23 protein-coding genes are annotated in these 22,046 nt (G+C 65.6%); 14 read left to right on the forward strand and 9 right to left on the reverse strand.

Translation table 11 applies throughout. The features are described from left to right. Nucleotides 1-12 precede the first annotated feature (12 nt). From Q7V45_RS06855 to Q7V45_RS06885, 7 genes are all read left to right on the forward strand, one after another. A complete protein-coding gene (locus Q7V45_RS06855; protein WP_304849074.1) occupies nt 13-1,740 on the forward strand; it encodes a sensor histidine kinase in 1,728 nt (575 codons plus the stop codon). Continuing rightward, complete coding sequence (locus Q7V45_RS06860) at nt 1,733-4,300, forward strand: response regulator (protein ID WP_304849077.1); 2,568 nt, start codon at nt 1,733-1,735, stop codon at nt 4,298-4,300. Before Q7V45_RS06855 ends, Q7V45_RS06860 begins: the two co-directional genes overlap by 8 nt. A 95-nt stretch (nt 4,301-4,395) precedes the next feature. Then, nucleotides 4,396-4,542 carry a hypothetical protein gene (locus Q7V45_RS06865; RefSeq protein ID WP_304849080.1) on the forward strand — a complete coding sequence of 49 codons (147 nt, stop codon included), beginning with the start codon at nt 4,396-4,398 and terminating at the stop codon, nt 4,540-4,542. A 192-nt stretch (nt 4,543-4,734) separates the two neighbouring features. Further along, entirely contained in the window at nt 4,735-4,941 is a 207-nt protein-coding gene (locus Q7V45_RS06870) for a CsbD family protein (protein ID WP_304849213.1), read from the forward strand. An 11-nt stretch (nt 4,942-4,952) separates the two neighbouring features. Beyond that, nucleotides 4,953-5,561, forward strand: a complete 609-nt coding sequence (locus tag Q7V45_RS06875) for a hypothetical protein (protein WP_304849083.1) — start codon at nt 4,953-4,955, stop codon at nt 5,559-5,561. 171 nt (nt 5,562-5,732) lie between these two features. Continuing rightward, nucleotides 5,733-7,253, forward strand: a complete 1,521-nt coding sequence (locus Q7V45_RS06880) for an ABC transporter substrate-binding protein (RefSeq protein ID WP_304849086.1) — start codon at nt 5,733-5,735, stop codon at nt 7,251-7,253. Between the two features lie 60 nt (nt 7,254-7,313). Continuing rightward, complete coding sequence (locus Q7V45_RS06885) at nt 7,314-7,583, forward strand: GNAT family N-acetyltransferase (protein ID WP_304849089.1); 270 nt, start codon at nt 7,314-7,316, stop codon at nt 7,581-7,583. Here the strand turns inward: Q7V45_RS06885 and Q7V45_RS06890 are convergent, their stop codons facing one another. The 3 genes from Q7V45_RS06890 to Q7V45_RS06900 form a co-directional block, all read right to left on the reverse strand. Next, nucleotides 7,584-7,979, reverse strand: coding sequence for a DUF2177 family protein (locus Q7V45_RS06890; protein ID WP_304849092.1), 396 nt, complete (start codon nt 7,977-7,979; stop codon nt 7,584-7,586). 9 nt (nt 7,980-7,988) lie between these two features. Continuing rightward, on the reverse strand, nt 7,989-8,120 hold the full coding sequence (locus tag Q7V45_RS06895; RefSeq protein ID WP_304849095.1) for a hypothetical protein: 132 nt from the start codon (nt 8,118-8,120) through the stop codon (nt 7,989-7,991). Between the two features lie 227 nt (nt 8,121-8,347). After that, nucleotides 8,348-9,250 carry a hypothetical protein gene (locus tag Q7V45_RS06900; RefSeq protein WP_304849098.1) on the reverse strand — a complete coding sequence of 301 codons (903 nt, stop codon included), beginning with the start codon at nt 9,248-9,250 and terminating at the stop codon, nt 8,348-8,350. A 100-nt stretch (nt 9,251-9,350) separates the two neighbouring features. Here Q7V45_RS06900 and egtB point away from each other — a divergent pair, with 100 nt between their 5' ends. After that, on the forward strand, nt 9,351-10,535 hold the full coding sequence (gene egtB, locus Q7V45_RS06905) for an ergothioneine biosynthesis protein EgtB (RefSeq protein ID WP_304849099.1): 1,185 nt from the start codon (nt 9,351-9,353) through the stop codon (nt 10,533-10,535). Further along, nucleotides 10,532-11,491, forward strand: a complete 960-nt coding sequence (egtD, locus tag Q7V45_RS06910; protein ID WP_304849102.1) for an L-histidine N(alpha)-methyltransferase — start codon at nt 10,532-10,534, stop codon at nt 11,489-11,491. Before egtB ends, egtD begins: the two co-directional genes overlap by 4 nt. Nucleotides 11,492-11,660: 169 nt before the next feature. On the opposite strand, the gene Q7V45_RS06915 is transcribed toward egtD, so the two are convergent. The 6 genes from Q7V45_RS06915 to Q7V45_RS06940 all read right to left on the reverse strand — a co-directional run bounded on the left by Q7V45_RS06915 (nt 11,661) and on the right by Q7V45_RS06940 (nt 17,139). Then, nucleotides 11,661-11,897, reverse strand: coding sequence for a hypothetical protein (locus tag Q7V45_RS06915; RefSeq protein WP_304849105.1), 237 nt, complete (start codon nt 11,895-11,897; stop codon nt 11,661-11,663). Between the two features lie 8 nt (nt 11,898-11,905). After that, nucleotides 11,906-13,033 (reverse strand): amidohydrolase/deacetylase family metallohydrolase, encoded by a 1,128-nt coding sequence (locus tag Q7V45_RS06920; RefSeq protein WP_304849108.1) that lies wholly within the window; start codon nt 13,031-13,033, stop codon nt 11,906-11,908. A gap of 25 nt (nt 13,034-13,058) precedes the next feature. Further along, the gene (locus tag Q7V45_RS06925) at nt 13,059-14,276 is read right to left on the reverse strand and encodes a winged helix-turn-helix domain-containing protein (protein ID WP_304849111.1); all 1,218 of its coding nucleotides are present in this window, start codon (nt 14,274-14,276) and stop codon (nt 13,059-13,061) included. 69 nt (nt 14,277-14,345) lie between these two features. Next, nucleotides 14,346-15,401 carry an SGNH/GDSL hydrolase family protein gene (locus Q7V45_RS06930; protein ID WP_304849114.1) on the reverse strand — a complete coding sequence of 352 codons (1,056 nt, stop codon included), beginning with the start codon at nt 15,399-15,401 and terminating at the stop codon, nt 14,346-14,348. Nucleotides 15,402-15,474: 73 nt separating this feature from the next. Continuing rightward, nucleotides 15,475-15,735: a hypothetical protein gene (locus Q7V45_RS06935; protein WP_304849117.1), complete on the reverse strand. Its 261-nt coding sequence runs from the start codon at nt 15,733-15,735 to the stop codon at nt 15,475-15,477. Between the two features lie 27 nt (nt 15,736-15,762). Further along, on the reverse strand, nt 15,763-17,139 hold the full coding sequence (locus Q7V45_RS06940) for an amidase (protein ID WP_304849120.1): 1,377 nt from the start codon (nt 17,137-17,139) through the stop codon (nt 15,763-15,765). A 49-nt stretch (nt 17,140-17,188) separates the two neighbouring features. On the opposite strand from Q7V45_RS06940, the gene Q7V45_RS06945 reads away from it, so the two are divergent. The 5 genes from Q7V45_RS06945 (at nt 17,189) to Q7V45_RS06965 (ending at nt 22,004) form a co-directional block, all read left to right on the forward strand. Next, entirely contained in the window at nt 17,189-17,845 is a 657-nt protein-coding gene (locus Q7V45_RS06945) for a DUF2161 domain-containing phosphodiesterase (protein ID WP_304849123.1), read from the forward strand. Then, nucleotides 17,839-18,636 carry a phosphodiesterase gene (locus Q7V45_RS06950; protein WP_304849126.1) on the forward strand — a complete coding sequence of 266 codons (798 nt, stop codon included), beginning with the start codon at nt 17,839-17,841 and terminating at the stop codon, nt 18,634-18,636. Before Q7V45_RS06945 ends, Q7V45_RS06950 begins: the two co-directional genes overlap by 7 nt. 78 nt (nt 18,637-18,714) lie before the next feature. After that, entirely contained in the window at nt 18,715-19,731 is a 1,017-nt protein-coding gene (locus Q7V45_RS06955) for a transglutaminase family protein (protein WP_304849129.1), read from the forward strand. Nucleotides 19,732-19,761: 30 nt separating this feature from the next. Continuing rightward, a complete protein-coding gene (locus Q7V45_RS06960; RefSeq protein ID WP_304849132.1) occupies nt 19,762-20,514 on the forward strand; it encodes a hypothetical protein in 753 nt (250 codons plus the stop codon). After that, nucleotides 20,511-22,004, forward strand: a complete 1,494-nt coding sequence (locus Q7V45_RS06965; protein WP_304849135.1) for an O-antigen ligase — start codon at nt 20,511-20,513, stop codon at nt 22,002-22,004. Before Q7V45_RS06960 ends, Q7V45_RS06965 begins: the two co-directional genes overlap by 4 nt. The last annotated feature ends 42 nt before the right edge of the window (nt 22,005-22,046 follow it).

Here is a 22,046-nt window from a genome sequence, read left to right on the forward strand (position 1 = left end):
CCGAGACGAGTCGTGGTGCGATGGTCGCTTCGCTCCAAGCTCGTCACGCTCGTTGCGCTGGCCTTGCTGCCCGTCCTCGGGCTGGCGGCTTGGCAGTCCAAACTCCAGGAGGAGTCGGTCATCTCGCAGCGGGTTGCCGCGCTGGGATCTGTGTCCGATGTGGCGGTCGCGCGTTATGCCAGCCTTTTCGAAGCCTCGCGGCGCCTGCTGACGGCTGCGTGCGCTGACGAATCCGTCGAGCAGAGTGCTTCGGCCGAGCCGTCGTCCGCCACCGCCGGTCGATGCGGAGGCTACTTGTCGAAGTTGCTGGCAGCCTATCCGGGTCAATATTCGACCGCGCTGGTGACGGACGATCAGGGCGTTGCGCGATGCGCCAGCGATGCCAAGGCTCTCGGCATGTCATTTGCCGACCGGGACGTCTTTCAGAGGGCGCAGCTGGCCAAGGGGCTTATCGTCGGCGATACGATCGCGAGCCGCATGACGCAGCACGCGATCATTCCCATTGCCGTTCCCATCATTCGTGACGGCACGTTCCGCGGCATGTGCGCGGTGGGCATCCGGCTGCGGGCGTTGGCGCAGATGGCCGCCCAGGGGGAAGGCGCAGGCGGCACGGCGGTGGCGGTGGTTGACGGTTCCGGGGCTGCCCTCGGCGGCGATGCGATGGCGCTGCGTCGGCTGCCGGTGCCGGCACGCCTGGTCGAGGCATTGACCGGCGGTCAGAGTACGTTCTCCGATTCCGGGCAGGATGGCTCCCTCTACGAGTTCCGGGTCCGGCCGGTTGGCGGCAACGCGCTCTTCGTCGTGGTGTCTGCACCCGTCGGCACCGATTCCCTGTCTTTAGCCGGAATCTGGGCGGGCTTTTTCCTCGTCGTGCTGGCGTCGATCGCCGTTCTTCTGGTGATCTGGTTCGGTGCCGACCGCTGGTGTGTCCGTCCTCTCAGGTACATCCAGGATTTCGCCGACAAGGTCGCTCGCGGCGAACACATCACCTTGTCACCGCGACAGCCCTGGTCCCCGGAAATGGCCTCGGTCGGGGCGGGCGTGACGGCCATGGCGGAGGCCATCTCCAGCCGCGAGGCGGCCCTGCGCGCCAACCTCGAGCAGCGTGACCACATGCTTCGCGAGATTCATCATCGAGTGAAGAACAACCTACAGATGATTTCGAGCCTGCTCAACCTCCAGGCCGGAGAGATCAGGTCGCCGCGTATTCGCCGCTTCTTCGGCGATGCGCAGAATCGCGTTCTCACCTTGTCGATCCTGCACCGGCATCTCTACGAGCGATCGAGCTGGTCTCTGGTCGATTTCCAGCAGTTCATCAGCGATCTCGTGCGGCAGATATCGGTTGGCCGCGCGAGGGGCGATCAGCCGGCGCCTCGCTTTCATATCCGCGCCCCGATCATGGCGGTCGGCCCCGACACCGCCATTCCCATTGGCCTGATCGTCACGGAGGCGGTGAGCATTGCGCTCACCCATGACTTCAGCAGGGCGGCCACGCCGGAAATTCGCATCGAGACCAGTGAACGCGGCGAGGAGGTCCAACTCGTCATCGAGGACAATGGCGTTGCCCGGGATGACGGCGCCGCGATCCCCGACGGGAAGGGTGGCTTTGCCCTCACCCTGATCCGCGGACTTGCCATGCAGCTGGGCGGCGAGGTTACCATTGAGCGCAAGCCCGAAGGCGGCAACAGGGTCATCGTCGTATTTCCGACGCCCGCGGCGGACGAGCCGGTAAATGCCTAGCCTTCTGCGATCGGCACGCTCGACTGGCGTCATTGCCGGCATCACCCTCGCCGTGCTGATCGCGACGGGCCTCATGTTGGCATTCACCCACTCCCAGTCGGCGGCGCGCCAGCAGCGCCTGGTCGTAGCCAACTACGTGACGATGGGGTTGATGCGCGAGATCGTGATCGCCGTGCAGGACGCCGAGATCGGGCTGCGCGGCTACCTGCTGACCGGCGACGTCACGAGCCTCGAACCTTACGAGCGCGCCCGCCTCAGGATCGAATCCAGTATGCGCCAGTTCGAGGCTGCGGTTGAGGGCGATTCCGACACGACGCGCCAGTTCCACGAATTCCGCGACGTCACGACACAGAAGTTCGACCAGCTGAACGCCACCGTGGGCGCCTACCAGCTTGACGGTCGCGAGGCTGCCCTGGCGCTCGATCGGACGGGCACAGGGCGGGCGATGCTCAGCCAGGTCAGGTTGCTCGGCGATACGCTCGTCGAAGGACAGAGGCTCCTGCTGGCGCGGCGCCTGACGGCCCTGCGATCGGAGCAGGAGCAGGCCGATAGATCCGGCCTGCTCGTCATGGGCGGGGCGTTCATCTGCCTGATCGTGGGCATTTACATCGTCGTGCGCAGCGCCGGGCGCCTGGAGCGCAGCCAGCATGCTCTCGCCGGCCGGTCACGCCTTCTCCAGGCGACTCTGGAGAGCCTGCGTGACCCCATCTTCGTGATCGATGGCGAGCGGAGCGTTGTGGCGTGGAACGAGGCGTTCGCCAGGCTGGCGCAGTGGGAGCCGGGCAAGCAGGCACCGCCGACGCTGGATCAGCTCCTGTCCGATCGCTCGGCTGCGACGCGGGCTCTTCTCCTGCCGCTCGATCTCGGCGGGGCTCCGTCCACGGGGCCCGCCGTGGTCCGCGTAGCGCATGACGGGCGGGACTACGAGATCTACCGCGGCGAAATGTCGGGCGGGGGCGCGGTCGTGCGGTGCGTCGACATCACTGAGAAGCTGCGTGATGAGGCTGCCCTTCGGCAGGGCCAGAAGATGGAAGCCACCGGCCAGCTCACCGGCGGCATGGCGCACGACTTCAACAACATCCTGCAGGTCATCCGGGCCAACCTTGATTTGCTGAAGGGCGAGGCCGGGGACAATGCCGCGATGCTGTCGCGGGTGCAGAGCGCAACGGCAGCGGCCGACCGCGGCGCACGCCTCACCCAGCAGCTCCTGGCCTTCGCCCGCAGGCAACCGCTGACGCCGCAGCCCACGAACGTTGCCAGGCTGGTCGGCGATCTCGCCGACCTGATGCGTCATTCTCTGGGCGAGCGCATCGGCATCGAGCTCAAGCTGGCCGACGATCCCTGGAACGCCCGAATCGATGCCGGTCAGCTCGAAAATGCCATCCTCAACCTTGCGATCAATGCCCGCGATGCCATGCCGGACGGCGGCACCGTGCGAGTCGAAGTTTCCAATGCGACGCTAGACCGCCGCTATGCAGCGCTGCACCCCGATGTGACCCCCGGCCCCTATGTGCTGGTCGACGTGAGCGACACCGGGATCGGCATGCCGCCCGAAGTCGCGGCGCAGGCGTTCGATCCGTTCTTTACGACCAAGGGTGACGGCAAGGGCACGGGGCTTGGCCTCAGCATGGTCTATGGCTTCGTACGACAGTCGAACGGGCATATCCGGATCGACAGCGCGATCGGGCAGGGGACCAGCATCAAGCTCTATCTGCCGCGCACGGAGGATCCGGTCGTCGAGGAGTCGGAGGACCCGGTCAGTGCCGTGAGCGGCAGCGAGCGAATCCTCGTCGTGGAAGACAGCGAAGATGTCAGGCGCGCCGTCGTCGACATGCTGCAGGGGTGGGGCTATCGCGTCGAGGCTGCGGAGGATCCCGACGTGGCGGCGGCGATCCTGGAACGGGATTCCGCGTTCGATCTCCTGTTCACGGACATCGTGATGCCCGGCACGATAACTGCCGTCGAGCTTGCGCAACTGGCCCAGCGCCTGAAGCCTGGCATTGCCGTGCTTCTGACATCAGGATTCGCCCGCGGCCTGATCCCCGACCACACGCGGTCGGGCTACCCCATGCTAGCCAAGCCCTACACCAGCGAGGCGCTTTCGACGAAGCTGCGCAGTGTCCTTGCGAGTCGGCGGCCCCTGCTCGCGCCGCCCGCAATCGCTTCCGCCGAGGAGTTCGCGCCGCCATCGGTGGCCGAGGGTCGGGCGAGGCGGGTCCTGTTGGTGGAGGACGAGGTCCTGCTGCGAATGTCGACCACCGACATGCTGGAGCGGCTGGGGTGTTCGGTGGCCGGGGTCGGCAGCGGCGAGGCCGCCCTGGAACTCCTCGCCCAGAGCGGAGGCTATGACCTTCTGGTGACGGACGTGGGTTTGCCGGGGATGAGTGGCGAGGAACTCGCAGTCAAGGTGCGCGAAAAGTATCCCTTGCTGCCCGTCGTGATTGCCAGCGGCTACGGCCGTTCGGGCCTTCAAGGCGAGGGAATCCAGTTCATTTCCAAGCCGTACTCCTCGGTCGACCTGCAGCAGGCGCTCGACCATACCGCGCGACGGGTCGCCTGACGCTTTCGCGACGACGATTCCCCGCGCGACGGCTGCAACCCCCCACGATTTTGTGGCGTTCATCTGTTGAGGATGGGGCAATCGTGGAGGGGATCATGAAGTCCAAGCAAGCGTCCGAGACGTCGAACATGACTCAGGATCATTCGGACCACGGTCCGCTGGCGGGTGAACTGATGGATCTCTACGTCGCCATGCTCATCGTCATACCAATCGCTTTGGTCCTTAAATCTCTCTGGGTCTGAAGGCCTGGGCGCCCGTGCGCGCCTGGCAACCTCGTGGGGTGCATGCCCGTTGGCAGGACCCAATCAGGAGGGTTTTATATGCGTTCTATCGCCATTCTGGCGGCGTGTGCCGCCGTCGCCGTCGCTTCGGTGCCACTCGTCGCCGGAGCCCAGACGACCGCCCAGACCACGACGCAGAATGACGCCCAGACCATGTGGGAGAAGGTCAAGGGCAGCTGGAACCAGACCAAGGGTGCCGTGAAGGAGCAGTGGGGCGAGCTCACCGACGACGATCTGTTGGCCATCGAGGGGCGGCGCGACCAGCTCGTGGGCAAGATTCAAACGCGCTACGGGATTTCCCGTGAAGCCGCCGAGGCGCAGGTCGGCGCCTGGGAAAAGGGCCGCCTGAAGGACATGTGAGGAGCACGGAGATGAACCGGTACATCGTTCTCACAGCCGTGGCCGGCGCTCTGGCGCTGGCCACGATGAGCCCGGCGCTTGCCCAGGTGCCGGCCGCCCAGACTCCCGGCACGATCGGCGCCGGGGTCTCGGCCGACGGCGTGGCCCAGTTCAAGGACGAGCGGACCGGCAAGGTCTGGACGCCCGAGAACGTCAGCAAGGACAATCAGACCCCGCAGCAGCAGGCGGCCATGCCGACCACCCCGGCCGACAAGGCGTTCGATCCGAACAGCCAGTCGGTCGCGACGCAAATCGTCGTGCAACGGCCGCGCGGCAACCTGATGGGAACGGTGCCCATCACCGCCGGCCCGACGGTGCCTGCGGTCGTGATCGATAGTCCGTGGTTGCAGGCCGTGCCGCAGCAGAACTGGTTGTCCGTTCTCTATGTCACCAACAACAGCGCAAACGTCGTCGATCCGGTCGTCGGCTGTACGTTCACCAACGGTGGGCGTCCGGTTCAGGACACCCGCATCGTCCTGTCCCCGGCCGGCCCCGGTGAGCGCTGGGGCGTTCCTGTCTATGGGCCGCCAGTGTCCACGTTCGTCGATCGGGTGACCTGCCGTCTCCTGTCGCCGGCTTAACGGTCGCTTCTTCCGGCCAGCGAAGCGCGGGCCGGCCTTCCTGAAAGGGGAGGCCGGCCCGTTTCGTTTGGGACCAAAGCGCGCTACGGTCTCGCTTCGGGATGAAGGGAAAGATTTGACATGCGTAGCATTGGGTTGGGGCGTCGGACGGCACTGGCGGGCAGTGTCGCCATGGCGAGCGCTTCTTTGATTAGGCCTCGCGAGGCGCGGGCGGCCAAGGGACTGACGGTCGTCCTCGAATCCGAGGTGACGATCCTCGATCCGCACGCGACCACCGCCGCGATCACCCGCACCTTCGGCACCCACGTCTTCGACACGCTCTTCGCCATGAACGACAAAGGCGAGATCAAGCCGCAGATGGTCGAGAGCTACGACAGCAGCCCCGACAAGCTGACCTGGACGTTCGTCCTGCGGGACGGGCTGAAGTGGCATGATGGCAATCCGGTGACGGCCGAGGATTGCGTGGCCTCGCTCAAGCGCTGGTCGGTGCGCGATCCCCTCGGCAAGATGCTGATGGCGGATACGGCCTCACTGGAAGCGACGAATCCGAAAACCATCAAGTTCGTCCTGAGGCAGCCCTTTCCGCTGATCCTCGAGGTGCTGGGCAAGCCGAACGCGCCGCTGCCGGTGATGATGCCGGCCCGCCTGGCCGCGACTCCTGCCGACCAGCGTATTCCCGAGCCGATCGGATCGGGTCCGTTCCGCTTCCTCAAGAACCAGTGGCGGCCTGGCGATTCCATGGTGCTGGAGCGCAACGCCGCCTATGTGCCACGCAAGGAAGCGCCGGATTTTCTGACCGGCGGGAAGAACGTGAAGATCGACCAACTCACCCTGCGCGTGATGCCGGACCCGTCGACCGGCGCAAACGCGCTGATCGCGGGCGAGATCGACTACATGCAGTACCTGCCGTTCGACATGCTGCCGGTCCTGGAGAAGGAGAAGTCCGTCAAGCTTTTGGGCCTGGGCGGTATTCATCAGTTCCAGGGCAATTTCCGACTGAATCATGCTTTCCCGCCCTTCGACAATCCGGCGGTGCGCAAGGTCATGTGGAAGCTGGTCGACCCGAGCGCGACGCTGATGGCGATCGGCGTACCGGAGAAGTACCAGACCCAGAATTGCGCTTCGTTCTGGATGTGCGGCGCGCCGTTCTCGACGGATGCCGGCGCCGGCGGAAACAAGTTCGACCTCGCTGCCGCTCGGGCCGAGTTGAAGGCGTCCGGGTACAAGGGCGAGCCGGTCATTATCCTCGAAGTCGCCGGGTCGATCAGCCAGACCGCTTCGCAGGTGCTGGTCCAGAACATGAAGGACATCGGCTTCACCGTAGAGCAGCAGCCGCGCGACTGGCCGACTGTCCTTGCCCGTCGCGCCAAGAAGGACGGCTGGTCGATGTTTCCGGTCTACTCGAACGGCACGGACATGTACTCGCCGCTCACGCACTTCTACATCGCGGCGACCTGCAACGACTTCCCGGGCTGGTCCTGCGACAACCGTATTCCCGACCTGCTGAAGGCCTACACGCGGGCCAGCACGCTCGAGGAACGCCGAAAGATCGCTGCCGACATCCAAGTGCTCGCCTATGATCTGGTCCCGGCCGTGATGTGGGGGCAGTTCACGAGGCCCGCCGGATATCGCAGCGACCTGAAAAACCTCATCCAGTCGTCCTACCCCATGTTCTGGGAAGTCGACCGCTAGGAGCAACCGTCAACGCGCTCGCCTCGTTGCGGGGTGAGCGCGTCCCACGACAGGTGAAATATGACCGTCACTCACAATGTCGCACAGCAGCGGTACGAGCTACCGGTCGAGCATGGCCTGGCGATTGCCGTTTATCGCGAGCAGGGAGACGCGCGGGTCTTCACCCACACCGAAGTGCCGCCGGAAGACGAAGGCAAGGGTATCGGTGCGCGGATCGTGAAGGCCGCGCTCGAGGATACGCGCAACCAGGGTTTCAGGATCGTTCCGGCCTGCAGCTTCGTCGTCGCCTATGTGCGGCGTCATCCCGAGTTCGACGACAGCAACCGCTGATCAGGGCCTCACGACCAGGAATGTCGCCAGCGTCACTGCCGCGGTGACCGCAGCCCCCCAGGCGAGATCCACCGCGCTGACGGCCATCGGCCAGCCCCGCAGCGTCGCGAGATTCGTGAGGTCGTACGCCGCATAAACGCAAAAGCCGAAGAGTCCTCCGTAGAGAAGGGCGCTCGACCAGGTGCCTGCAGCCAGGGCGAGTTGCACCGGGAAGACCGCGATTCCTGCCGCATGGACGACATAGAACAGGATGGCGATGCTCCAGATCGGTTTGTCCAGGAGCAGATGACCAAGTCGCGCTTTGTAGAATTCGCGGCTGACGACGCCGAGCCACAATGCGTCGAGAATCGCCAGGACGACGAGCGCGACGAGGTAGCTGAGCATCAGGGTTTTCATGAAGAAAGCTTACTGGGTGAGAAAGTACCAGGCCAGTGCCATGCCTCCGGCGGCGCCGATGAAGGAGACGATGAGAACGGTGATGACGCGTCCAGTGACGACGCCACCGCGGGCTTCGGTCGGGGTAACTTCGGACTGCATGAGGGTCGCTCCAGGGTTGGGGCCTTAGGTTGGTTCCTCAACGCCTCGCTTCCGGCTGGGTTGCCCCGGCGGTAATCCGCGCTCATGCGCCGACGTTTGCCGCACACCACCTGCCAATGTGCAAAAAAGGGTGCGGAGCCGATGCTGTACTCGGCCCTGATGTTTCTCGTGATCGGGCTGGTCCTGTTTGTTGTCAGCCTGTTTGCCGGCTTCGTTCGTCGCAATCGCTAGGCGCTGAAATGGGCGCGGAGCAGGGCGCGGGGCTCGTTCCCTGCGCCGCGGTCCCAGCAGTTCACAATGGCAACCCGGAAGCCGCCGCGTGGCATGGCGTGCTTTTCCGGCGCCATGGCTTCGTGAAACGTGATCTGCACGCTCGACACGTTCTGGATGCGCCTCACGCGCTGCAGGAGGGCCTGTGGCGGATGGCGGTACTGACGGCCGTGCGGCATGAACAGCACCACGCTGTAGCCGGTGCGCCGGTCGCCATCCTCATAGCGCCACTGGCGCCAGGCATAGAGCCGCACGAGCGCTTCCACCCATCCCTTGCCGTAGAGATCTGGCCATTGGTCGGCAAACCGCAGGTGTACCTCGATGATGCGTCCGCCGATGGTCTCGAAATTCACCATGCCGGTGTAGCCCGTGAAATGGCGCTGGCACCAGTCGGCTGCCCACCGTTCAATGGCATGCTCCGAACCGGCGCCGATCTCCCAGTAGTCGAACGTGCCGTCGTCGCCGGGGACGCCCCTCGCATGCCGCCACCAGCTCGGCACCCCGTCGACCAGGGCGACATCACTGCTCACATGGTCGCCTTGGAGAAGTGGCATCCACATGTGTCCCGGTCGATAGGCCGCTTCGTAGTCTTCGGGCGAACGCAGGGCACGGCTTCCGACGCCCATGCCCTTGAGGTTGTAGATCGGCTTGGAAAAGACCGGAAAGGTCTTGGGCGCCACGCCGTGCGGCGCAGCCTCGAAACCCTGCCGGGTGGCGACGGCCAACTTGTCATAGACCCAGCGGTGCTCCGGATTCCAAAGCCACGCATCCGAGTCTTCAGTCGGTATGAATACGTCTGCGGGGCAATCCACCTTCTCGAAATATTGAGCGCGCCACGGGTCGATCTCGCAAATCGGCACTTGCTTCCCTCATGTCCACGAGCGGACGCTGCAGGGTGATCGTCGGGCAACGCCCTTGCAACCGACCTGCGCAGCCCCACGTTAGGCCCCCGGAGGTTCCGTGCCGAATACGTCGACGCTTACCGTGCAGCCGCACGATCTCCAGTCCTTCAGGACTGTCCGTTCCCTTGCCGAGGCACTGGCGGCTCCGTTGTCGGCCGAGGATCAGACCGTGCAGTCGATGCCCGATGCCAGTCCCACGAAATGGCATCTCGCCCACACGACGTGGTTTTTCGAGACCTTCGTGCTGCGGCCGCACGCGCGCGGCTATCGGGTGTTCGACCCGGCTTACGAGTATCTGTTCAATTCCTACTACGAGGCGGTCGGTCCGCGACATCCGCGGCCCCAGCGCGGCCTCATCACGCGGCCGGGAGTCGCAGAGGTTCTGGCTTACCGGCACCACGTTACGACCGCCATGCTGGCGTTCCTGACGGGCGACCATGCCGTACACGATCTCGTGCAACTGGGACTTAACCACGAGCAGCAGCATCAGGAACTGATCCTGATGGACATCAAGCATGCTCTTTCGATGAACCCGCTGCAGCCCGCCTATCGCGCCGCGCGAGGCGGCTGGGTGCAGGCAGTGCAAGCCATGGGCTGGCGCGAGTTCGAGGGTGGCCTGGTTGAGACGGGACATGATGGGCGAGGCTTTGCGTTCGACAACGAGGGACCCCGCCACCGCTCGTGGCTCGACGCGTTCGCGCTGGCGAGGCGTCCGGTCAATTGCGGCGAGTACCTGGAGTTCATCGAAGATGGCGGTTACCGCCGGCCGGAGTTCTGGCTGTCAGCCGGCTGGGACTGTGTGAATCAGCGGGGCTGGCAGGCGCCTCTCTACTGGGAGAAAAAGGACGGCATCTGGCACGTCTTCACCCTGTCGGGCCTCGAACCGGTCGACCCCTTGCGGCCGGTCTGCCATGTCAGCGCCTTCGAGGCCGCCGCCTTTGCCAAATGGTCGGGCAAGCGGCTGCCGCGCGAAGCGGAATGGGAGATCGCGGCCGGCGCCGTTCAGGGCACTGGCGAGGTCTGGGAATGGACCGCGAGTCCCTACGTCGCCTATCCCGGGTATCGCGAAGCAGCGGGAGCCATCGGCGAATACAACGGCAAGTTCATGGCCAGCCAGATGGTGCTGCGCGGCGGATGTGCGGCGACGCCCCCGGGTCATGTGCGTCCGACATATCGCAATTTCTTTCCGCCAGACGCGCGCTGGATGTTCGGCGGAATTCGTCTCGCGGAGGATCTTCGATGAACGTGTCGCTACTGGCCATCGAGCATGGCGATGCCGCCGATCGCGAAGACTTCCGTCGGGCCGTCCTCGCGGGCCTGGGCAGCTCGCCACGCGCGATTCCGGCCAAGTTCCTCTACGACGCCCGAGGGTCGGCGCTGTTCGACGCGATCTGCGAGCAACCCGAATACTATCCAACGCGGACCGAGACGCAGATCCTGCGCGCGTGCGCAGGCGACATCGCGCGCCTCGCCGGGCCGGGATGCGCGCTGGTCGAATATGGCAGCGGATCCAGCGTGAAGACTCGGCTCCTGCTCGACGCGATGCCGGATCTTCACGCCTATGTACCGATCGACATCTCGCGTCAGCACCTCGATGGGACGGCCCGGCGCCTTCGCGAAGATTATCCGTGGCTGCGCGTCGATCCCGTAGCGGGCGACTACATGGCGCTGGACGCACTGCCGTCCGCGATCGACGGCGCCCGTCGCATCGGCTTCTTTCCGGGCTCCACGATCGGCAACCTGACTCCGGGGGAGGCGGTGCTGTATCTGCGCCGCGCCCGCCGGCTGCTGCGAAGCGACGGCGCCTTGATCCTGGGGGTGGACCTCAAGAAGGATCCACAGCGCCTGCACGCGGCCTACAACGACGCGGCGGGCGTGACGGCGCAGTTCACGTTGAATCTGCTGCGACGCATGAACCGCGAACTGGAGGCCAATTTCGACCTCTCGGCCTTCGCCCACGAGGCGTTCTACAACGAGGCGGTGGGCCGCATCGAAATCTATTTCCGCAGTCTCCGCGCCCAGACGGTTACGGTCGCCGGCCGCCGATTCGCCTTTGCCGAAGGCGAACGCGTCCACACCGAGTATTCCTACAAGTATGACGATGCGGACGTTGCGGAGCTGGCCCGGCGGGGCGGATTCTCGATCGCCCACACCTGGACCGATCCCGCCCGCTTGTTCGCGGTCGCTTTCCTGAGGTAGGCCCGACGCGACGAAGCCCGCCCCCGAGGTGGCTCGGGAGCGGGCTTTGAGGCCGGACGGGAGAGAGGCGTCGCTGAGCGGGGGCAGAGGCAACGCCAAATATCCGGCCTGACCCGTCAACGGCACCTGCCGCATGAAGGTTGCCGCCCACCGCCGAAATAATGGCCCCCTAAGTCTTTGAATCAGTGCCGCCTATTGCCGCCAAGCGCGCGCTCAGCTCGGCATGGAGCACGTCATCCCGAATTCTCGGCAACATCCTGCGCAGCATATCGGCCCGCTGGCCGTCAGACGCCGCCTCCAACTCCGCCAGGAGCTGGACGATCTCCTCGCGTGTCGCAAAGCCCATGTAAGCGTCGTCGGCTTCATGGGCGAGGCAGGCCGGAGAGGCGGGATCGTCGGCAGGCATCGCCAGCCCTACAGCGGATGCCACCAGCGGCCTGCGAGCACGACGCCCGCCGACAGGAGTCGCTTGTCGCCGATCAGCTTCTCGCCGATCGAATCGGCATAGTCGAACGTGCCGCCCGCCTGATCGATCACCGTGGCCTCGCCGACGCTGCCGACCTTGAGCGTGCCGAGGTCGGGACGCTTGATGGCGGCGGCTGCGTTCTGGGTCGTGAGCTTGATGACCGTGGCGAGGTCCAGTCCGAGGCAGAGGAACTTCGACATGGTGGTGAGGAGATCGAAGGCGGGGCCCTCGATCGAGATCGCATGCACATCCGAGGAGATGACGTCGGGAAGGAAGCCGGCGGCCAGCATCTTGCGCGTCGTGCCGAAACCGAAGGATCCGCCGCCATGGCCGATATCGAAGATCACGCCGCGTTCGCGTGCCGCCAGGATTTCGTCGCGCACCTTGCCATCCGGTTGAACCGGCGCATTGGGGAAGGGGCGGAAGCAATGGGTGAGGATGTCGCCTGGGCGCAGGCGGCTCACAACCTCGTGCCGCGACGGCGGCGGCGAATCGAGATGCGCCATCATCGGCAGGCCGATCTCCTCGGCGACGTCGAGCGCAATGTCGAGCGGCATGATGCCCGAATCGCCGCTCGCCGACTTGCCGACGCGCACCTTCACGCCCAGCACCAGGTCCTTGTGCTCGCGCGCCACCCGCACCGCCTCGCGCGGATCGAGGAGCCGCATGTCTGCGCTTTCGCCCACCATCACCGCCTTCGAGAAGGCGAAGATGCCGGGGAAGGAGACGTTGAGGTACGGCAGGATGCGGACCGGTGACGGCTCGATCACGTGCTTGCGGAAGCCGTGGAAGTTGCCGGGCCCGGCGCTGCCGGCATCGACGAAGGTCGTGACGCCGCCCGAGCGTGCGAGCAGCTCGGCCTCGACGCCCAGCGACGTGCCACCCCAGTAGACGTGCGTGTGCAGGTCGATGAGGCCCGGCGAGACGATCTTGCCCGCAACGTCGCGCACGTCCTTGCCCGACAGGCCATCGCCGATGGCGGCGACCTTGCCGCCGGCGAAGGCGATGTCGGTCACCCGGTCGATGCCCTGCGAGGGGTCGATCACGCGGCCGCCCTTGAGAACCAGATCGTTCATGCTCGCTGCTTCCTTCCAACGCACATCACTTGCCCATCCTATTCCATTCGCGCCCCAAAGCTCCGTCTAGCGGCAGGGCGAGGCCCTCTAGGTCCAGCCAGTCGGCCATCAGGCGAAGCTCCTCGTACAGCGGGGCGGCCACGTCGCGCGGCTCGATCCCGGGTTCGAGATGCGCGGCCGGCACCAGCAGCTTCGAGTTCGCCCGGTCCGACTTCAGGTCGACGCGTCCGACCAGCCTGTCGCCCAGGAGGAACGGCAGGACATAGTAGCCGTGCTTGCGCTTGGCGACCGGCGTGTAGATCTCGATCCTATAGAAGAAATTGAAGATACGCTCCGTGCGGTCGCGTTCCCAAATCAGCGGATCGAACGGCGCCAGCAGGGCGCGCGCTTCGATCCGGCGCGGTTGACGGGCCGCGGGATCGAGAAAGGCAGGTCGATTCCAGCCCTCGACCTCGACCGGGATCAGATCGCCGGCTTCGACGAGTTCGGCGAGTCGCGCCTTGGTGTCGGCGACGGGCAGGCGATAGTAGTCGCGCAGGTCGAACTCCGTGGCGACGCCGAGGGCGCGGGCGGAGAGGCGCAGCAGCTGGCGTTGAGCCTCTTCGGGTGACGGCGTCGGTAGAGCCTGGATGTCCGCCGGCAGCACACGCTCGGTGAGATCATAGACGCGCTCGAACGAGCCGCGTCGCGTGGCCGTCGTGACGATGCCGGCGAAGAACAGCCATTCGAGCGCGAGTTTGCCGTCGTTCCAGCCCCACCAGGGCCCGCGCTTCGGGCCGCCGCTGGCAAGCTCGGACGCGGCGATGGGGCCGCGATCTTCGACCTCGCGGCGAACCTCCTCGATGTAGGCTGCCTTTTCGCGGCGGAACTCCTGCAGCTTGCCCTTGCTGGTGCCGGCAGCGGCGCGCGCCATGCGCCAGCGCAGCAGCGGCTGGGAGCCAAGCGGCAGCAGCGAGGCCTCGTGCGCCCAGAATTCGAACAGACCGCGGCTGCTCCTGCGGCCCCAGGCCAGCCCGTCGAGATGCGTGCTGTCGTAGTTGCCGAGCCGAGAGAACAGCGGGAGGTAGTGGGCGCGCGCCAGAACGTTGACCGAATCGATCTGCAGCAGACCCAACCGGTCGATGGCGCGCTTTACATGGCCGAGGTTCGCGACGCCGTCGGAACGCTGAATGCCGAAACCCTGCGCCGCGAGGGCAAGGCGCCTGGCGGCGGCGGCGCCGATCTTGTTTTTCCGGGAAGACACTTCGCCACACTAATCCACACGTGGCGGCAACGGCCATTGGATAAGGGCGCATTCCCAAACCGCTCGCGCTCAGTTCGGCTTGACCATGACCTTCAATGCCTGTTCATCGATGAATTTCGCGAGCAATTCGGCGCCCAGCGCCGACCAGTGGGCTCCGCTGGGCGAGAACAGATCGCCCCTGTTGCCCTTGTAGTCCCTGATGACGTCATTCGAGTCGATTACCGGCACGCCCATCTCGCGGGCCACCGCCGCCCCCTCGCGCGAGTAGCGCAGCAGTAATCGATTCTGGCCGATTTCGTGCAGGCCGCCCATGATGACATAGAGCGGCTTGGCACCGTTCTGCCGGATGAGCTCGATGAATTCGCGAAGCGTCCGGTTGAAGTTCTCGCGTACCTCCGGGACGATCGGATATTCCGGCACCGGCTCGGAACTGTGAGTCTGCCCGAAGGGATTCAGGTATTCGATGTAGCGCACGATCAGTGAATTGCGCTTTAGCCAGCGCGACTGGTCGAGGTTCGTCGCGAACAGGCCGTGCTTGCCCTGGGCGACCGCGTCCTTGAGGCTCACCCCCTCCCGCTGGAGGTGACCCGCGTTGGCCTCCTCGTTCAGGCCCGAGTAGATGATGACCACATCAGGCTTGAGCTTCGGCAGGTCGCGCTTCGCCCGGGCCACCTCCTGGCCGATCGACCAGACGATGGCGCCGGCGTTCATGACCTGAGACTTCGGTCCGGCATGCTTGCGCAGTTCTTCCTGCAGCCGGATCGGCCAAGCTTGGTCGGTATCCAAATTGTAGCAGAAGGTGGTCGAGCCCCCGTAGGCGATGACGCGGATCGAGCCCGGCGGCTTCGGCTCGAAGACGTCCTCCTTGTTGCGGAAGCCGTAATTGTTGGTCTCGGAATTCGAGTTGTAGCCGTTGCGGGAATGAATCGCGCCCAGTTCGGCGTCGTGGGTCCAGAGGCCGTAGGTCTTGCCCGGGACGCCGTACTTGAAGTGCATGATCGCGTAGCCCACGCCCTCGATCGCCAGGATGCCGGCGACGGGGAATCCCACCAGAAGGATCAGGCTGAAGAGAATCTTCTTCCAGAGCGGAAGGGTGGCCGTCGTCGTCTTCGCCGGTTGCGTCATGCCTTTGTCCCGCGCTCCCCACTGCGCGGCGACTATCGGTCAGGTGACGGTTGCGTTCAATGCGGATTGCCGCTCACTTCCCCTCGAACCGCTTCAGAGCCTTTGCAACCGCCTCGGCCTGCCGGTTGGAGACGTGCCCATTGGCCTTGAACTCGCTCACGACCTTCTTGAGGAATGGACTGCGTCCGGTGTGAGGTTCGGCGCGCTTCATCAGCGCTTCGTGGATATGGGCAGGCCCGCGATTGCGCGCCGCCCGGCGTGCGCGGAAGACCCTGATGGCGATGGCGACGACGAACGCCACGCTCACGACGATGAGGATTTCGGTCAGCTGCATGATTCCGGGGGCCTGTGCTGTGGGGAGCTAACCGACGCCGAGCGCCGTCTCGGCGCGCTGTGCCATTGCCAGCAACGGACGGTCGTGCAGCCGCGGCGCGACGATCTGCAGGCCGACGGGAAGCCCGTCACGACCCGTGCCGCAGGGGATCGAGATGGCGGGCGCGAGAGCCAGATTGAACAGCGGCGTGAAGGCGGCGTGGCCGCGTGGGCCTACCTCCCTGTTCTCGATGATCTTCGGAAAGACCTGCTCGACGGGCCAGGAGACGCAGGCGGTCGTTGGCGTCAGCAGGTAGTCGTACGCGGTGAAGAACTGCGCCACCGAGCGGGCGCAGGCGTCGGCAAAGCGGAAGGCGGCGACGACGTCGGTGCCCGGCACGGACCGGCCGCGCTCGATCAGGCCCGAGATGTTGTCGCCAAACAGGTCCTTGTCGGCAGCTTGTTGCTCGCCATAGAGCAGGGCGGAGGCCGAACTGTTCACGGCTGCGAAAGCGGTCTCGGAGGTGTCACCGGGCCACGCGACATCGGCCGCCTCGATGCGCCAGCCGGCGGCGCGCAGCTTCGCCACGGCGGCATCGAAGGCTGCCATGACATCGGGATCGACGGCGACGCCAAGACCGAGCCGAGGGCTTATGGCGATGCGCGGGCAGCTGGGCGGCGGCACGTCGAGCAGCGCCACCGAATGAGGGTCGCGCCGGTCGGGACCGGCCATTACCTCGAAGGCGACCCTGGCGTCCGCGACCGTGCGACCCATCGGTGCGGTCACGCCGTAGAGCGGCCCGTAGGCGCCGCCGAACCCGAAGGGCGCGGGAATGGCGCCGGCGGAGGTCTTGAGGCCGACCACACCGCAATGCGAAGCCGGCCGCCGGCCCGAGCCGCCGCCGTCGGTGCCGAGCGCAATCGGGCTGAATCCGGCGGCGAGCGCTGCCGCGGCGCCGCCGGAAGAACCGCCCGGGGTCAGGGCGGGATTCATCGGATGGCGCGAGGGGCCATAGACCTTGTTCTCCGTGTGACCCTTGGCCGCCATCTCCGGCGTGTTGGTCATGCCGAGGAAGATACCGCCGGCGGCCTTGAGGCGCTCGACGGCGACGGCGTCGCGCGGCGGCTTGAAATCCTTGTAGAGCAGCGAACCGTTGGTGACGGTGCGGCCCTGCACCCAGGTCGTGTCCTTCACCGTATAGGGGACACCGAGCAGGGGGCCGTCGAAGCCTTGGCTGCGTCTCGCATCGACGGCGTCGGCGGAGGCGCGCGCCTCAACCGGATTAAAGTCGACGATGGCGGTGAGCTGCCCGTTCCGCGCCTCGACGCGGGCGATCGCCATCTCCGCGACGTCGCGGGCCCTGGTCTTTCCTGCCCGCACGGCGGCGGCGATGGCGGCGGCGCCCTGGTCCAGCAATTCGGTCATCGGCTTTTCCTCATTTGCTCACTTCCCCGGCATGATAGCGTGCGCCGCCATGACGTTGGAGAGCGACCTATACGCGCCGGTGAAGGCGCTGCTCGAAGGACAGGGTTACGTCGTCAAGGGCGAGGTGCGGGGCTGCGATGTCGTGGCGGTCCGCGACAAGGAGCCGCCTGTCGTGGTCGAGTTGAAGCGCACGTTCGGGCTGGGTCTCGTGCTGCAGGGTGTCGACCGGCTTGCGTTGACGGATCTGGTCTATCTTGCCGTGGGGCAATGGCCCAAGCAGATGAAGAACGTGAAGAAGCTCTGCCGCCGGCTGGGATTGGGCTTCATCGTGGTCGGCAACGGCAAGGCCGACGTGGTGCTCGATCCCGCGCCCTATGCGCCGCGGCAGAACAAGCGCAAGGTGGGCCGGCTGCTTGGCGAGCATGAGCGTCGTGTCGGCGATCCCAATCTCGGCGGCCAGGCGATGCGGGCCCCGCTGATGACCGCCTATCGGCAGGAGGCGCTGCGCTGCGCCGAACTGCTGGCGGCGAACGGGCCGATGAAGGTGGCGGCCCTGCGCGCGGCCTGCGACGCGCCCAAAGCGGCCCAGATTCTGCAACAGGATGTCTATGGCTGGTTCGAGAGGGTGGAACGCGGTGTCTACGCGATCACGCCTAAGGGGCGGGAAGGCCTGGAGCGGTTCGACCGCAAGCCGGCTGAATGCTGATCGCGCATCTCTCCGATCCGCACGTCCGACCGGACGGCGTACTCTATCAGGGCGTGGTGGATTCGAACGCACAGTTCGCGGCTGCGATCGCCCATGTCAACGCACTCGATCCGCCTCCCGACCTCGTACTGCTGAGCGGCGACCTCGTGGATCATGGCCATGCCGACGAATACGCCGTGCTGGTGCGGCTGCTGGCGCCGCTCGTCGTGCCCGTGCTGGCGATTCCGGGCAACCATGACGAACGCGAGGCCTTCCGGAAGGCGTTCGCCGGACAGTCCTGGCTGCCGGCGCAGGGACCGATCGACTATGTGGTGGGCGACCGCGGCCCCGTGCGCCTCGTGGCGCTCGACGTCACCTTGCCGGGACTGCACCACGGCGCTGTGAACGAAGAGGGCGCGGCCTGGCTCGATCTGGTGCTGGCGGCGGAACCGTCGCGGCCGACGATCGTCATGATGCACCAGCCGCCGTTCGACACGGGCATTCCCTACATGGATCTCTATTCGTGCCGGGAAGCACAGCGGCTCGCTTCGGTGGTCGCGAGACACCCGCAGGTCGAGCGCATCCTGTGCGGCCACGTTCATCGCGCAATGCAGCTACGGTTCGCCGGCACGATGTTATGCACCGCGCCGTCCACGACGACGACCATAGCGCTCCGGCTCCAGCCCGACGCCAAGCCAGCCTCGCACATCGAGCCGCCGGCGATGCTTCTGCATCACTGGCGGGAAGGGACAGGGCTCGTCACGCACTTCGTCCCGATCGGGATATTTCCGGGACCTTATCCCTTCGCCTGAGCGGGCTGCCTGAGTTCGAAAGCCTCGCCTCCCACACGAAGTCGACCGGCTCGTGCGATATCCTTCGCGGGTGCAAGCGTGGAACTGTTCCGGCATTATGCTGGTCCAATGCGCACCCTCGAGATCGTCCACCGGACTCGTTACGAATATACCGAGCCGGTGTCGCTCGGGGATCACCGGCTGATGTTCCGGCCGCGCGACAGCCATGACCTTCGGCTTCTTCGCACGGGGTTGGTTATCGAACCTGCGGCTCAGGTGCGTTGGATCCACGATCCCTTCGGCAATTCGATCGCGATCGCCTCGTTCGAGGGAACGACCCAGGTTCTGGAGCTTGTCAGCACGATCCAGCTCGAGCATTTCGGTGTACCCCCGGAGCTGCCGCCCATTGAGGAGTTCGCCCGCACGGTGCCGTTCAGTTACGCCGCCGAGGAGGCACCTGACCTGGCACGCTACATCGAGCGCTCCTATCCGGACCCTGGTTCGATCGTCGGTCCCTGGACCAAGCAGTTCATGGAAGGCGAGGGTGGCAACGATACGTTCGGGCTGCTGAAGCGGGTCTGCACGGGTGTTCAGCAGAAGCTGAAATACGCGATGCGGTTCGAGATCGGCACGCAGGTGCCGGCTGTTACGCTCGAGTCGGGAGGCGGGACCTGCCGCGACTACGCCCTGCTGATGATCGAATGCTGCCGCTCGCTGGGCCTCGCGGCGCGCTTCATCACCGGCTACCTCTACGATCCCGCGCTCGACGCCGCGCCGGGTGAGGCGACGACCCATGCCTATCCCCACGCCTGGATGGAGGTCTACCTGCCGGGCGCCGGTTGGGTGGAGTTCGACCCAACCAACGGAATCATCGGAAGCGAGCGCCTGATCCGCGTGGCGGTCGGACGGGACCCGGAGCAGGCAATGCCGATCAAGGGCACCTTCACCGGATCGTCCGAGGTTTCCGTCAATGCCTCGGTCGACGTCCAAGTCCATACACTTACGCCCGCGCCCGTCGCCGATGCGGCCGTTCCGCTGGAGCCGGGTTCGTCGGAGGCTCCGGCCCCACCGCCTGTATCGGCAGCCCCTCAGACCGCACCTTTCCAAGCCCTTTGACATCGTAGAAATACGGCGGTTGAGTGCAAAATGGGGCTATGGCACGTCCCGGCGATAATGGGGGAGTGGCTTCTGGGCGTCTCGATCAATGGGCTGGTGCGCGGCTTGCTCGGCCTCGGCGGACTTCTTCTCGTCTGGTTCGCATGGCCGGTGATGAAGAGCGCGTGGCAGGCGCAGCAGGCCGACGCGGCAACGACGGCACTTCGGCTTAACTACAAGATCTCGCTGGATGAAGTGCTGAGTGCCATCGACAGGCTCGACCGTGCGGTCGAGTCCGATCCGATCGCCATTCGCTATTTCCAGCGGTCCGAGCTGCTGGCCGGTGCCGCCCTGTCTCCCTTTTTCGCGCCCACGGCCCAGCAGCGGACCGAATGGCTGAAGCGTGCCGAGGACGATCTCCGGGCAGGCCTGGGTGACGATCCCGCCCGCGGCATTCAGTGGCTGCGCCTCTCGTCGGTACGGCTGGCGCTGGAGGGCCCCTCCCAGAGGTCTGTCGCGCCCCTCCTGATGTCGATCGATACCGCGCCCATGCTCCTGCCTCTGTGGCCGGTGCGACTGAGGCTGATCCTCGACAACTGGCAGGCGCTGACGAGGGAGCAACGCGAGAGGGTCGCCCTCTATGTCGCGCGGACCTGGCAGCTTTCGTCCAGTTACGACTCGTTCGCTGACGCCATCCGTACCCCGGTCGACGAGCTGTTGATCCGCTATTTCGTGCGCAACGAGGCAGGCGCGCAGGACGAGCTCACGCGTCTGTTGACGGAGCGCCGAAAGAGGAAGTCATGACGGAATGGACCGAGAAGGGCCACGAACCGGGTGTGGTCGTGCTTCGCGATTGGCAGTGGTTCGTCCGCCGCGCCATCGACAAGGCCGCTGTCTTCGTCTTCTTCGCCATGGTCGTGCTGGCCGCACTTCCCATGGGCGGCAATCGAGACTGGGCGTGGGCGCCGCTCTGCGTGCTGCTCGGCCTGATCGCGATTCCGGTATCGCTGGGGCTCGGTGCCCGCGGGGGGCATGCCGTGGGGACGCTCGAACGTCTGCCGTTGCTGGTGCTGACCGGTTGCTGGCTTTTGTTTGCAGGATTCGCGTTGTGGCAGATGACGACATGGACGCCGCTCACGGCCGACGCCTGGCTGTTTACCCGTGCCGCCGAGATCCTGGGCAGTGCCCATGCGCCGATCCCGGCGATTGCCGCCGACGCGGCCCGCAATTCGCTTCTGAAATGCCTGGCCTGCGCGCTGATATTCCTGATGGCACGGGCCCTGTGCCGCGACCGTGACAACGCGCGGTGGTTTCTCATCGCGCTGGTGGCCAGCGGCGTTCTGGTCGTGAGCTATGGCATCGCGATGCAGATATCGACGAACTCCTGCTATCTCGGCAGCTACCTGCGCAAGCAGTTCGAGCTCACCCCCGGCGACCGCTGCCTGATGGGCGGCACCTTCGTCAACAGCAACTCGTTCGCCTGCTACATGGGCATGTGCGTGGTCGCCGCCCTCGCGCTGGTTTTCAGCAGTCACCGCAGGAAGATCAGCGTCCCGTACGGCTACGACGAAGCTGAGCATGTCCGCGTCATAGACTGGTTCACATTCCCGCGGGTCGTCCTCCTTGCGCTCTCGCTGTTGATGCTGGGGGGCATGCTGATGTCGGCATCACGCGCGGGGTTCGGGGCGTCGATTGCTGGAATGCTGTTCCTCGGCCTGCTTCTCATGCGGGGGCGCTGGAGATCGCGGCCCGAACTCGGCCGTATCTTCTTTGTGGGGCTTGCAGCGTTCGTCGTCGTCGCCGGCATTGCCGGCAGCGGCATGCTCTACAAGTTTGCCGCTTCGGCTGACGATTCATCGCGTCTGAGAATCTGGTCCGCGGCATTCCAGGCGATCGCGATGTCGCCATGGCTGGGTTGGGGGTTGGGCGGTTTCGGCGACGCCTTCGCGCTTCTGCAGCCCTCCAACAGCCTGCAGCCCAACGACATCGCCCACTCGACGCCGCTCGAGACGGTGGTCGAACTCGGCGTGTTCGCGGCAATCCCCGCGATCGTCGTGGTGGCATTGCCCTGGGCCGTTTGTCTGCGCGGTGCCCTGACGCGCCGACTTGCCCATCGCTACCTGCCGGCTGCGGCCTTCTCGGTCGCCTCTGTTCCGATCCTCCATTCGCTCGTCGATTTCAGCCTGCAGATGCCGGCCATCGGCTTCGTGACGGCAGCCCTGCTGGGCATGGGGTGGGCGCAGTCTTTCGGCCGCAGGGAAAGGCCGGAGCAGAGCTTTACGCAGCAAACCTGATCGCGATATGATCATCTCGGGTGCAAGTATGCTAAGAAGCAT

It is taken from the genome of Reyranella sp. (genome assembly GCF_030651995.1).
Lineage (GTDB): Bacteria > Pseudomonadota > Alphaproteobacteria > Reyranellales > Reyranellaceae > Reyranella.